At 33.7% G+C, this 14,042-nt stretch carries 11 protein-coding genes; 4 read left to right on the top strand and 7 right to left on the bottom strand.

The annotated features are described in order from the left end of the window. Positions 1-187 precede the first annotated feature (187 nt). The 3 genes from RT261_RS09730 to rimO all read right to left on the bottom strand — a co-directional run bounded on the left by RT261_RS09730 (position 188) and on the right by rimO (position 3,494). A complete protein-coding gene (locus tag RT261_RS09730) occupies positions 188-1,492 on the bottom strand; it encodes a competence/damage-inducible protein A (RefSeq protein ID WP_313132146.1) in 1,305 nt (434 codons plus the stop codon). Between the two features lie 23 nt (positions 1,493-1,515). Next, on the bottom strand, positions 1,516-2,055 hold the full coding sequence (pgsA, locus tag RT261_RS09725) for a CDP-diacylglycerol--glycerol-3-phosphate 3-phosphatidyltransferase (RefSeq protein ID WP_313132144.1): 540 nt from the start codon (positions 2,053-2,055) through the stop codon (positions 1,516-1,518). Positions 2,056-2,120: 65 nt separating this feature from the next. Then, positions 2,121-3,494 (bottom strand): 30S ribosomal protein S12 methylthiotransferase RimO, encoded by a 1,374-nt coding sequence (gene rimO / locus RT261_RS09720; protein ID WP_313132142.1) that lies wholly within the window; start codon positions 3,492-3,494, stop codon positions 2,121-2,123. A gap of 286 nt (positions 3,495-3,780) precedes the next feature. Here rimO and RT261_RS09715 point away from each other — a divergent pair, with 286 nt between their 5' ends. Then, complete coding sequence (locus RT261_RS09715) at positions 3,781-5,397, top strand: tripartite tricarboxylate transporter TctB family protein (protein ID WP_313132141.1); 1,617 nt, start codon at positions 3,781-3,783, stop codon at positions 5,395-5,397. Positions 5,398-5,496: 99 nt separating this feature from the next. Here RT261_RS09715 and RT261_RS09710 read toward each other — a convergent pair whose 3' ends face one another. From RT261_RS09710 to RT261_RS09695, 4 genes are all read right to left on the bottom strand, one after another. After that, complete coding sequence (locus RT261_RS09710; RefSeq protein WP_313132140.1) at positions 5,497-6,867, bottom strand: hypothetical protein; 1,371 nt, start codon at positions 6,865-6,867, stop codon at positions 5,497-5,499. Between the two features lie 54 nt (positions 6,868-6,921). Then, the gene (folD, locus tag RT261_RS09705) at positions 6,922-7,764 is read right to left on the bottom strand and encodes a bifunctional methylenetetrahydrofolate dehydrogenase/methenyltetrahydrofolate cyclohydrolase FolD (protein WP_313132139.1); all 843 of its coding nucleotides are present in this window, start codon (positions 7,762-7,764) and stop codon (positions 6,922-6,924) included. Between the two features lie 449 nt (positions 7,765-8,213). Beyond that, on the bottom strand, positions 8,214-10,502 hold the full coding sequence (locus RT261_RS09700) for a hydratase (RefSeq protein WP_313132138.1): 2,289 nt from the start codon (positions 10,500-10,502) through the stop codon (positions 8,214-8,216). A gap of 371 nt (positions 10,503-10,873) precedes the next feature. Continuing rightward, complete coding sequence (locus RT261_RS09695; protein WP_313132137.1) at positions 10,874-11,896, bottom strand: sugar kinase; 1,023 nt, start codon at positions 11,894-11,896, stop codon at positions 10,874-10,876. A 340-nt stretch (positions 11,897-12,236) separates the two neighbouring features. Between RT261_RS09695 and RT261_RS09690 the strand changes: the two genes are divergently transcribed. The 3 genes from RT261_RS09690 (at position 12,237) to RT261_RS09680 (ending at position 14,017) form a co-directional block, all read left to right on the top strand. Further along, positions 12,237-12,428: a ferredoxin gene (locus RT261_RS09690; protein WP_313132135.1), complete on the top strand. Its 192-nt coding sequence runs from the start codon at positions 12,237-12,239 to the stop codon at positions 12,426-12,428. 252 nt (positions 12,429-12,680) lie between these two features. Continuing rightward, positions 12,681-13,601, top strand: coding sequence for an aspartate carbamoyltransferase (gene pyrB / locus RT261_RS09685; protein ID WP_313132134.1), 921 nt, complete (start codon positions 12,681-12,683; stop codon positions 13,599-13,601). Next, on the top strand, positions 13,595-14,017 hold the full coding sequence (locus tag RT261_RS09680; protein ID WP_313132133.1) for an aspartate carbamoyltransferase regulatory subunit: 423 nt from the start codon (positions 13,595-13,597) through the stop codon (positions 14,015-14,017). Before pyrB ends, RT261_RS09680 begins: the two co-directional genes overlap by 7 nt. Positions 14,018-14,042 lie beyond the last annotated feature (25 nt).

The raw sequence follows: 14,042 nt of genomic DNA, 5'->3' as shown, positions 1-14,042 counted from the left end.
ACATGACTTCTTATTATTATTTATACTTTATATAGGTAAATACAATTTGGGGTACAATTTATTAACCTACACCTCTACAATAAAATATTATGCTTTAACTTTGTCATTTCTATGTTAAAACCTTGATATTTTATGGTCAACATCATATCTTAATTATTTGATTGATCTGAAATACGCTAATTTGAGTTTATTCGAATTCTTCAATTATGGAAGTCCTTAATAAATCCAGTCCATTAATAACAGAATATTCTCTAACTTTTTGCCTGTTACCTTTGAATTGATATTTTTTCACTCTAACATGTCCATTTACCATACAGCCAATGTAGACGGTTCCAACCGGTTTTTCTTCCGTGCCGCCTCCTGGTCCTGCAATACCTGTAATTGCTAAAGATGTTTTTCTGCCAGTGTTATTATCGTCTCCGTCATTAACGTCAACAGTATAGCCGTCATAGCCTGATATATTCTCGCATGCACCACTTGCCATTTCAGCAGCAGTTTCTTTACTTACCGCCCCGTATTTTTCTAAAGTTTTGTGACTTACCTTCAAATATTTTTCTTTCGCTTCATTAGAATACGTAATAAAGCCTTCCCCAAGGACTTCCGATGCACCTGCTACATTAACTAATCTTCCGGTTAAAAGTCCTCCTGTGCAGGATTCTGCTGTGGAAATGGTCAGCTTATGTTTTGCCAGCAGGTTTACTACCACATCTTCCAGATTTTCTTCTTCTTTGTTGGTGTAAATATGTGTGGAAAAACGCTTTTGGAGTTCTTCTACAACTGGTTTTACCAAAGCTTTCCCTTCTGTCATATCAGAAGCACTTGCCGTAATTCTTAAATGCACTTCTCCGGTTTTGGCATAAGGTGCTATGGTAGGATTGGTCTGATGAGCAATTAAATCCTGTATCATTGTCTCTGCTTTACTTTCTCCGATACCACATATTTTCACCATTTCTGAATACAGAACTCCTGGTTGAAGTTTATTTAAATACGGGAATATAGCTTCCTCAAACATTGGGTGCAATTCATTGGGGGGACCCGGTAACAAAATAATAATTTTTTCTTCTTCTGTCTTTACAATAAGGCCCGGTGCTGTTCCATTGTGATTATCTACAACAGTAGAACCTTCTATTATTAAGGCTTGCTTCCAATTGTTCTCCGTAATCTCCAGGCCTTTTTTTCTGGTGAAGTATTCTCTTATCCTCTCTTTGGTATGAGAATCTTCTATTAATTTTTTGTTTAAAACTTTTGCTGTAACTTCTTTTGTTAAATCATCTTTTGTGGGCCCAAGACCCCCTGTAAAAATCAGAATCTGGGAACGTGATAATGCTGTCTTAATAACATCTGTTAAACGTTCTTCATTATCTCCCACAGATACCTGATAGTAATTTGTAATACCTAACTCAGCGCATTTTCTTGCTAAGTAGTTGGCATTGGTATTTACAATATTTCCAAGTAAGATCTCTGTGCCTACACTTATTAGTTCTGCAATCATGATTAATCACCTTCGTTTTATATTTACTTATTTTCTGAAAGTACTTTCCTATTCTTATATAAATAATCCACCAAGGAAATAACCGTAAGAGCCAATGCCAAATAAGTAAATATCAACTCTAACACATTAAAGAACGGGTTATCCAGGTTAATGATTAAAAGAATACACATAATCATCTGAGAGGTGGTTTTAAATTTTCCCCAATAACTTGCCGCAATCACAACTCCGTTATCAGAAGCAACCAGGCGGAACCCACTAATGATAAATTCTCTGGATATAATAACTATTATAATCCATGCGGGTACTAGCTGTAATTGTACAAAACAAATCAAAGCTGCACTTACTAAAAGTTTATCTGCCAACGGATCTGCAAATTTACCAAAGTTTGTGACTAAATGATACTTTCTTGCTATATATCCATCAATAAAGTCAGTTAGACTTGCTGTAATAAATATAATTGCAGCAATCAATTTTCCGTAAGGTATACCAGGAACCAGAAAAAATATTAAAAATATTGGAATCATAAAAACTCGTAATATGGTTATTTTATTTGGTAAATTCATGACAAACCTTCCTTTCAAAGATCAACTATTTTATTTTCTTTTGTGTATTCTTTCATTGTCATTAACTAAATTAGTTCTCCTATTAAATCATAACCGTTTGCATCCGTAACCAGTACTTCAACAAATTCTCCTGACATTAATTCAGCACGAGTTGGAACAAAAATATAACCATCTACATTTGGTGCATCTTTATAAGTTCTTCCTATATAAACATTTCCCATGGACATTACTTCTTCCTCGGAAAGCTGTGTTTTGTCTGCATATTCTTCAGCAGGTAATTTACCTTCAATCATAACCTTTAGTTTTTGACTTATCATATCTTTTGCTTTTGTAAATGCGATTCCCTGTTGCAATTCCATAATTTCAGCCTGACGGCGCTTTTTAATATGTCTGCGAATCTGGTGCTTCATTTTAGCTGCCGGTGTTTCTTCTTCTTTAGAATAAGTAAATACGCCTAAACGATCAAACTTCATTTCATTTACAAAATCCTTTAATTCATTATGTTCTTCATCTGTTTCCCCCGGGAAACCTGTAATCAAAGTAGTTCTAAGTGCAATATCCGGTATTTCTTTTCTTAACTTACTAATAATATTAACCAGCTCTTCTTTGTTGGTTCTTCTTCCCATTCTTTTTAAGATATTATCGGAAGCATGCTGTATCGGCATATCTAAATAGCTACAGACTTTATCTTCTTCCTTTATTACCTGAATCAGCTCATCTGTAATTTCTTCCGGATAGCAATACAGAATACGAATCCATTCAATTCCTTCAATTTTACATAATTCTCTTAAAAGTTTTGGAAGAGACTTCTCTCCATATAAATCTTTACCATATAAAGTGGTTTCCTGTGCTACCAATATCAGTTCTTTTACTCCGTTTTCGGCAAGTTTTGCAGCCTCTTCTAACAGAATTTCCATAGGTACACTTCTATAGTTTCCGCGAATCTTAGGAATAATACAGTAAGTACAATGTTTATCACAGCCTTCTGCAATCTTTAGGTAGGAAAAATATCCACCCGTCGTATTCACTCTGTTGGTTTTTACCTGTAAGGAACTATTGTTATCTTTTACAGCCACTGCCTTTTTACCTTCTAATACTGCATCGATAACATTCCCGATTTCATCATAACTGGTAGTACCAACAATTGCATCCACTTCCGGTATCTCATTCTGAATATCTTCTTTGTATCTCTGGGCCATACATCCGGTTACAATTAGCCCTTTTAATCTTCCGCTTTTTTTATATTCGGCCATTTCAAGGATGGTATTAATACTCTCTTCCTTTGCATCATTTATAAAACAGCAGGTGTTAACAATAATAATATCTGCCTGATCTTCATCATTAGTGATTGTAATGCCTTTCTCGCGAATAAGACCAAGCATTACTTCGCTATCTACTAAATTTTTATCACAACCTAGTGATATAAATAATATATTCATATAATCCTCCAAAAATAAATAACTTAACAATTTATCAAAATTAACATGCTCGCATGCCCAAAGACATTTTAACAGTTTTCTTTTTAAAATGGAACCTTAATTTCATTCTTTTATAAATTTTAAATATTTCTAATCTTATTCTAATTGACTTTACCATTTATTTTGTTATGATATATCTTATAAATAGTCAAAAAATGGACATTCCACCCAAATAACCGCCCGTCAAATAAGTTTGTCCTTTGATTGCATGTACAAATGGCGCTAAAGCGCCGGAAGCGAGGTTTCTATGAAAAAATTTATAAAACGATTAATTGCGGTATTAGTTTTAATATTCATTGTATTTATTTATTACTATATTGCATTGCCGCCAATTAACATCCATTCACCAGGTTTTTGGTTCTTCATTATCGGGGGGCTGCTGATACTTTCCATTGTTATTGGTTTTGCTACTGCAAATATAGATAAAAATGGGCATCGAATTCCAGGTCCTGTATTTTTTAAAAACAATTATTTTAAAATATCTTTAAGTATAACCGGCATTATCATCGCCTTATTTATTATTGGAAGTATTTTATCTTCTGCTATTATAAATGCAAATAAATATCAAAGTTTACTTACCATTACGGAAAGAGACTTTAATGAAGATATTAAAGAAATTTCTTATGATGAAATTCCTATTCTTGATAAAGATTCTGCCTCCTTACTTGGCTCAAGAAAAATGGGAAGCATGGTGGAATATGTATCACAGTTTGAAGTTGCAGACAACTATACTCAGATTAACTATCAGGGTAAGCCAGTTCGAGTAACTCCGTTAAAATATGGGGGCTTGATAAAATGGTTAACGAATCGTAATAAAGGTATTCCGGCTTACTTAAGAATAGATATGACCTCACAGGAAGTTGTACCGGTTAAATTACAAAAAGGTATCCGATATTCAGAATCCGAGCATTTTGGGAGAAATATATACCGTCATTTAAGATTTAATTATCCTACTTATATCTTTGATACCATTAATTTTGAAATTGATGACGAAGGCACTCCTTATTGGATTTGCCCTGCAAAAGATTATACTATTGGCTTATTTGGGGGACAAATGGTTGGCAGTGTTGTGGTTGTCAATGCAATAACCGGAGAACATGTTTCTTATAAAGTTGAAGATACACCAAAATGGATTGACCGGGTCTACTCAGCAGAACTTTTAATCCAGCTATATGATTACTATGGTACATTAAGGCACGGTTTCTTCAATTCAGTATTTGGTCAAAGGGACGCATTACAGACTACAGACGGTTATAATTACCTTGCCTTGGAAGACGATGTATGGGTATATACCGGTGTCACTTCCGTTGGCAGGGATGAATCCAATGTAGGTTTTGTATTGATGAATCAAAGAACTGCAGAAACTCGTTACTATTCCATTGCCGGTGCAGAAGAATACTCTGCAATGGCCTCTGCGGAAGGCCAGGTACAACACTTAGGATATAGAGCAACTTTCCCGTTACTCCTTAATACTGGCGGAGAACCTACCTATTTTATAGCTTTAAAAGATGCAGCCGGCTTAGTTAAAAAATATGCTATGGTAAATATTGAGCAATATAATATTGTAGCCATTGGAGATTCTGTCAGCCAGTGCGAAAAAATATATGACGAATTACTGCAATCCAACGGCTTCACTATAAAGAACGTTACAAATTTATCCAAGGTCACAGGCCGTATTAGGAAAATAGCTGAAGGTGTTATTGAAGGAAATTCCCATTACTATATTTTATTGGATTCCAGTGATGAAATATTCGATGTTGAAGTAGTTGATCTCATAGATATTATTAAATACAATGTGGGAGATTTAATAACCTTTACTTATTCAAAAGGCACCAAATCAAATACTGTATTAGAAATTGAATAAACAAACTAAAAATTTCTAAGATAAACAAATTTCAAAGATGAACAAATTTCAAAGATGAAGGAGTGAATAATCTGCAAATCGCAAATTATTCACTCCTATTTATTTGGAGCCAAATTTTATTAAATTCTGTTTTATTTTATCAAAATATGTTCTTTTACCGGATTCCATAATATGTACATCTTTATTTTTAACATTTTTACTCTTACTAGTATCTTTCCAAATTCCCTTTTGCTTTTTCTTCTGATACTGATAATCGCCGATAAAAGAAACTTTGATGAATTTTTTAATACAATTGATATCCTGTTTTTTATCAAGGGAACGCAAACCTAAATCAATATTTTTTCTGATACGACGCATTGCCTTGTTATGGTTTACTGATGTAATAAGTTTGCCTTCATCAAAAATTAATTCACCAACAAACTTATAGCTAAAACATGGTGGGTTGTACAAATCCATATGGTAGGGTAATCTATAATCCTTAACTAAAGAATTAGCAAACATAATTGCACCGGAATATTCCATTGGTTCATTTATATTTATATACTGCACCGTTTCAAAGCCATGTTCTAAATTACAAACCTCAGGTTTTACACCATTAATAATAGGATATCCTCTGTCACAAGTTGCCTGAAAGCTTTTTAAATAAAGCTGATGATCTTCTAATTCAAACAGACATTTATATCGGAAATTTGAATCGTTTGTCCAGGTTGGTGATATACCAAAGTATTCAGGATGAAACACATAAGAATGTTCACAGGCCAAAATTTCATATCTTTCTTTGTTAATGATAATTATATCCCTATCACTGTCAGATAAAATTTCCTTTTGCTTCTGAATCTCCATGGCATCTTCTTTTTGGCCTATTATATCATCCAAAATTAATTCCAAATCTGCTACCTCTGATATAGTATTGACTATTGTCTCTGGGGTAGTATCTGATGGTGCTTTTTCTATTGCTTCTGGAATAGTATCTTTTATTGTTTCCTTTATAGTTTCCGAAGTAGTATCTGATATTATTTCTTTTTCTTCTAAAGTAGTATTTGGTTTTGTTTCTTTTGTTATTTCCGGAGCATTATTTGATATTATTTCTTTTGTTACTTCTGGAGTAGTATCCAATATTATTTCTTTTGTTACTTCCAGAGTAGTATCTGACATTGCTTTTTTTATTTTTTCTGGAGTGGTATTTGATATAGCCTCTGCCATCATTTCTGGTATATCCGAATCTGTAATCTTTTGGATTGGATTATTTTTCTTATTTTTCTTTGTATTATTATCTATATCTTTATCCAAATTAGCTTCTGCTGTATTTATTAATGTATCTTCTTTGTTTTGATCAATATTTGGTTCACTTTCTGTATTAGTAGGAATATTCACACCGGAATCCGTAACATCTTTCACGCTTTCTGCAGCTTGGTTCTCATTACCCGGTCTATAATACGGTCGATTATTTGGTCTATAATTTCTTCTCATAATAATTTAAAAACCCCTCAAATTCATATAATGAAATGTTGAAAAATTAATAGTTTACAAAAGTTCAATACTGTCTACACAATTATGCATCAGCATTGCAATGGTCATAGGGCCAACTCCGCCCGGAACCGGTGTAATTGCGCTGACATGGTCTACTACGTCATCAAAGTCTACGTCACCGCATAACTTATTATTTTCATCACGGTGAATTCCAACATCAATCACTACAGCGCCTTCTTTTATATATTCTTTATTAATAAACTTTGGCTTTCCAATTGCGGCAATTAGAATATCCCCGCGTTTTGCAACTTCTTTTAAGTTTTTAGTTTTAGAATGGCATACTGTAACTGTTCCATTCTCTCTTAACAGCAACATTGACATTGGTTTACCTACAATATTGCTTCTTCCAATAATAACACATTCTTTTCCTTCAATGGATATACCGGAACGCTTTAACAATTGAATAATTCCGGCAGGTGTACAAGAAACAAACCCTTTTTGTCCAATGCTAAGGCGTCCTACACTTTGAGGATGAAAACCATCAACATCCTTTAAGGGTGAAATAGTCTCAATCACTTTATCTTCATGAATATGTTTTGGCAATGGTAATTGAACTAAGATTCCATTTACTTTTCTATCCCGGTTAAGCTTATCTACTAATTGTAATAATTCTTCTTCTGTAGTTTCTTCCGGCATTTCATAAGATAATGAGTTAATACCAATATATTCACATGCTTTCTTTTTATTACCCACATATACGCTGGAAGCAGGATCATTGCCCACTTGAATTACGGCAAGAGTAATTTCAACACCATCTTTTTTAAGAGCCAAAACCTTATCTTTTAGTTCCTCTTTAATTTCATTTGATATTTTTTTACCATCAATAATTAGTGCCATATTATCACTCTCCTATATAGTTTACATAATAATTATATGTTATATCTGTTTTATCTGCTATGTATAAGTTTTTATTATTACATTTTTATTATTACTTTATTGTAATACATTTCTAAGTATATCACAAGTATATTAATTCTTAATATTTCTTGATTAGTACATTACCTGTAATGTCAGCATTATTCTATACTATGCTAACATAATTTAAAAGCTGTCAACAAAAGGTTTCCGAGAATTAATATCCCGAAAACCTTTTGTTGACAGCCTGATACCACTCAACTGAGTAGCCATATATTTTTATTAATCAAAAACACAATACATAGTTCCTGAGTATACTACCGAATATCCTGTAGATGTACTTGTTACACTTTTTAAAGATAAATTTCCGGATGCCCATCCATAATCTTTATAATACTCCGTATAGAAATATGTTATATACTTTGTATTCCTTAATTTTTATCTCTATAATAATTGATTAAACATCCACTTTGAATAATATCTCTTTCGTCTTCTGTCAATTCGCCTAAACTCAAAGTAAATTCCTTCATATCTTTGCCTACAACATAAGCTTTTATTTCAGAAGTCTTTTCAGCTACTGCCTTTTTAATATCTTTTATATAAATATAATCTCCATTGTCAAAAGCTATCTCTTCTTTTAATAAGAAAGGAAGCATACCCCAGTTAATAAGATTAGAACGGTATCTTTTCGTAGCATATTCTTTTGCGATATTAGCAAGTCCCCCCAGAACCTTCTGACAGCTTGCTGCCTGCTCTCTTGCAGAACCGTCGCCTGGTTTTACAGCATAGATCACGCTTCCGATTTCTGTAATCTTAGGATCTACTGGGAATTTTTCATTTATTTTTTCAAAGATTCTTTTTACTTCCTTGTAAGCACCATAGATATCTTCTTCTGCAATCCTTGCTTTCTCTGCTTTTTGAATCTCTTTAGCACGTCCCACATAAGAAGGGTCTTTTCTTGATAGGGTAAATTCTGCTAACTTTAATGGGTTTGAACGGTAAGAGGAAGTTTCGCCGGAAGGAATTAATTCATCTGTTGTAGTTACCGGATCATGGATAACCGAAACCACTTTAAGCACCAAATCCTCTGTTAAAGGTGACATGGCAGGCCAGTCCACAATACCCGGGCCAAACTTTAATTCCACGGAAGGATCCGCTTTTCCTGCTCCGTTATATACACGGTTATCATATATTTTACTGTCAAAGAAATATTTAGGTTTATTAAAGTCTACATCTATATTCTCAGCAGATGTTAAATACCCTTTGTTCGCTGCAGTGGCTGCAATGGAACGTGCATCCATTAAAGCTACGGAAGCAACCTGTCCGTTGGTAATCTTAGAGCCCTCTCGATTAGGGAAGTTTCTTGTTGTATGACGAATACTAAAGCTGTTATTAGACGGAACATCTCCCGCACCAAAACATGGTCCACAGAAGGCAGTCCTTATCGTGGCGCCTGTCTCCATTAATTTTGCAACACTGCCATTCTTAACTAGTTCCATAAAAATCGGCTGACTTGCAGGATAGACACTCAGGGAGAATTCGTCTGCACCAATATAAGCTCCATTTAAAATATCTGTGGCATCGCATATATTTTCAAAACCGCCTCCGGCACATCCGGCAATAACACCCTGTTCTACATAAAGCTTTCCATTTCTGATTTTATCTTTCAATGTATATTTTATATCATTATTATCCAGACTAATTCCGGCTTTCTTTTCAACTTCATCAAGAATATCATATAAGTTAGCATTCACATCATCAATAGTATATACATTGCTTGGATGGAAAGGCATGGCTATCATTGGCTTAACTTCTGATAGATCCACATAAATGAAACCGTCATAATAAGCAACATTCTTTGGTTTTAATTCTTTGTAATCTTCCGCTCTATTATGTATCTCATAGAATTCTTCTACCTTTTCATCTGTAGTCCATACGGAAGACAGACAAGTTGTTTCTGTTGTCATAACATCAATACCAATACGGTAATCTACACTTAGATTCTTAACGCCGTCTCCTATGAACTCCATAACTTTATTATTAACATAACCATTGGAAAATACCTCTCCTATAATGGCCAACGCAATATCCTGAGGTCCAACACCTTTTCTTGGAGTTCCTGTTAAATAAACACCAACCACACCTGGCATATTAATATCATAGGTTCTGGAAAGCAACTGTTTAACAAGTTCGGGGCCCCCTTCTCCAATAGCCATAGTTCCCAATGCACCATATCGGGTATGACTGTCAGAGCCTAAAATCATCTTTCCTCCGCCAGCTAACATTTCTCTGGCAAATTGATGAATAACTGCCTGATGGGGTGGAACATAGATTCCGCCATATTTCTTCGCACAAGATAAGCCAAACATGTGATCATCTTCATTTATGGTACCGCCTACGGCACACAAGCTATTATGACAATTGGTAAGTACATAAGGTACTGGGAATTTTTCTAATCCGCTTGCCCTTGCTGTCTGAATAATCCCTACAAATGTAATATCATGAGAGGTTAATTTATCGAACTTAATTTTTAATTTTTCCATGTTACCGGAAGTATTGTGAGCTTCCAATATTTCATAAGCTAATGTATTTTTAGCTGCTGATTCTTTGGTCCACTCTTTCCCAAGCTTTTGAAATAAAAGTTCTGAAGTTACATTTTGTTCATCCATAATTTCAGTACCATTTAATACATAGGCACCTTTTTCATAAAGTTTAATCATATGCTTCTCCTTCTAATCTATGTAAATGTGCTTTCTCTATTCCGTTTTTATATATAATAATAGTTCATTGTGAAATAATCAAGATATTTTTATATTTATATAAAATATTTTTTATAAATTTACATTTTTATAAATTATCGAAAATAATATACATAAATAAAAAAAATAAAAAAGAACTACTTCTAATCCTATCATTCTTAAAACCAATTCAGCAAAGGCGGGTTTACGCTGGAAGAATCTACATTTCACATGAGGTTCTTCCACCCAAACTTTAAAAAGCTGAACCGGTTCTTAGAATAACAGATAAGAAATAGTTCTTTCCTGACATTTAAGATACAGTAAAAAATTAATTTTTATTCATAATTATCGAATTATCTTTGTACACGTCCGGAAGCATCTCCACCAACTAATGTTTCAACATCAGCACGGGTAACTAAGTTATAGTCTCCAGGAATGGTATGTTTTAATGCAGATGCTGCAACTCCGAATTCTAGCGCATCTTTCATGTTCTTTCCATCGATTAAACCGCAGATTAATCCGGCTGCAAAGGAGTCACCGCCGCCTACACGGTCTACGATTCTTACATTGTATTTTCTTGAATGATAGAATTCTTTTCCGTCATAGATGCATGCTGACCAGCCATTATCAGATGCGGAATAGCTTTCTCTTAAGGAGCTTACTACATATTTGAAGCCAAATTTATCAATCATTTGTTTGAAGATGTCTTGGTATCCTGCTAATTCAAGTTCACCACTGGTTACATCTGTGCCGCTTGGTTTAAAGCCTAATACTTTTTCAGCATCTTCTTCGTTACCAATACATACATCAACATATTGCATTAAGTTAGTCATAACCTTTTGAGCTTTTTCAGAAGTCCATAGTTTCTTACGGAAGTTTAAGTCAACAGATACTGTGATTCCCTTTGCCTTTGCTGCCTTTAAAGCTGCTTCTGTTAATTCTGCCGCTCCATCACTTAAGGCTGGAGTAATACCTGTAAAATGGAACCAATCAGCGCCATCAAAAATAGCGTCAAAATCAAAGTCAGCTGCAGTTGCTTCTGCGATAGAAGAATGAGCACGGTCATAAACTACATTGGAAGCTCTCATGGAAGCACCAGTCTCTAAGTAATAGATACCTAATCTCTCTCCGCCTTTCGCAATAAAGTTAGTATTTACATTATATTTTCTTAATGATGCAATCGCGCAATCACCAATAGGATTCTTTGGAACTTTTGTTACAAAATGAGCTTCATGTCCATAATTAGCTAATGATACTGCTACATTTGCTTCTCCACCACCATAATTTACATCAAAACTGTCAGCCTGAATAAATTTTTCATATCCTGGAGTAGATAATCTTAACATAATCTCTCCCATTGTTACTATTTTTGCCATAATAATATCTCCTTTATTTATTATTTGGACGTCTATTTTTGACGTTATTCCCATTAAGTTTAATTTTATACAACAATAAATTAACCTGGCTATTTACAATAACTAGGTTAACCAAAAGATAAAATTATCATTCTTTTCCTGTTGCCTTCACATTAATCCTTAATCCCATGTAATACACTAGTATACATGAATATTCTACATATAAATCCATCCTATGTCAATTACTATTTTCTATTAAAACAAAACACTGTGTCTATTCTAACATTATTTGCTTATTCCTTGCATAATTTACAAGTGTTTTTGCAATAATAGGATGGATAATTAGGAAGGAGGCATTTATATGAAATCAAAAGTAGATCCGGATTTATGTATCGGATGCGGGTTATGCCCAAGTGTATGTCCGGAAGTTTTTAGTATGGGTGATGACGGTTTAGCACATGCAATTGAAGAAGATATTCCAGAAGATCAATTAAAAGATGCGGAAGATGCCCGTGACGGCTGTCCTGTTAGTGCAATTGATATATTTGAATAATATTAGTTCATTAATATAGGTGATTAAATTCCTATACCCCTGTTAATAATATGAGATGTTGCATATATAAGAAATATACTTGCAGCATCTCATTTTTACTTTTGTAAATACATATTTATTTATCTTTTATTAAAATTTACTATGAAAATCATAAAAAATACTAATAATTAAAGCAAAAATAACTATTGTAATCGAAAAAACGCTATAGTATAATATGCAGTTGAATACAAAACAATTATTATGGAGGTGCTCATGAAACATTTGATTAGTCCCCTTGATTTAACTGTTTCAGAATTGGATGAAATCTTAGATTTAGCGGAAAGCATAATTCAAGATCCCAAAAAATTTGCTAATGTTTGTCATCATAAAAAATTAGCTACCCTATTCTATGAACCAAGTACAAGAACTCGATTAAGTTTTGAAGCTGCTATGTTGAATTTAGGTGGCAGTGTATTAGGTTTTTCTTCAGCAGATTCAAGCTCCGCTGCAAAAGGCGAAAGCGTTGCTGATACCATTCGTGTTATATCTGGTTATGCCGATATATGTGCTATGCGACATCCAAAAGAAGGTGCTCCTTTAGTCGCTTCTAAATACTCTTCTATTCCTGTAATCAATGCTGGTGACGGTGGTCACAATCATCCTACTCAAACCCTTACAGATTTATTAACAATTAAACAATTAAAAGGCAAATTGAATAATTTAACGGTAGGTTTATGCGGTGATTTAAAATTTGGACGAACCGTTCATTCATTAATCAACGCATTGGTTCGTTACGAAAATGTATCATTTGTACTTATATCACCGGAAGAATTAAGAATACCTAATTATATTAGAGAAGAAGTTCTAGAAGCAAATAACATTCCTTATAAAGAAGTAAATGTATTGGAAGAGGTTCTGCCTGAATTGGATTTACTCTACATGACAAGAGTGCAAAAAGAACGTTTCTTTAATGAAGAGGATTATATTCGTTTAAAAGATTCCTTTATCTTAGACAGAAAGAAGATGGAATATGCAAAACCGGATATGCTTGTGTTACATCCTCTTCCACGTGTAAATGAAATCTCAACAGAAATAGACAATGACCCAAGAGCCGTATATTTTAAGCAAGCTCAGTTTGGTGTGTATGTAAGAATGGCTCTTATTATGAAACTATTGGAGGTGGAAGCATGCTAAACATTGGTGGATTAACACATGGTATCGTAATTGACCATATTGCAGTTGGGGGCGCTATGAAGATATACGAATATCTGAATTTAGAAAATAGAGATTGCAGCGTTGCCATTATCAAAAATGCAAAAAGCAATAAAATGGGAAGAAAAGATATTATTAAAATTGAAACACTTGACATTGATATCGACAATCTTGGTGTATGGGACCGTGATATTACTATTAATATCATAGAAAATGGAGTCATTAAAGAAAAACGTAATCCCAGACTTCCTGAACAAGTAACGAATATTATTAAATGCAAAAATCCAAGATGTATCACTTCCATCGAACAGGAATTAAAGCATGTCTTTAAGTTAACTGATCGTAGTAAAGGTATCTACCGCTGTGTTTATTGCGAACAAGCCTTTAAAAAGAATTAAAGAACATATCTCATAAATGTAATTT

The sequence above is a fragment of the Anaerocolumna sp. genome (genome assembly GCF_032079385.1).
GTDB lineage: Bacteria > Bacillota > Clostridia > Lachnospirales > Lachnospiraceae > Anaerocolumna.
This window is presented reverse-complemented; position numbering and strand designations above follow the sequence as displayed.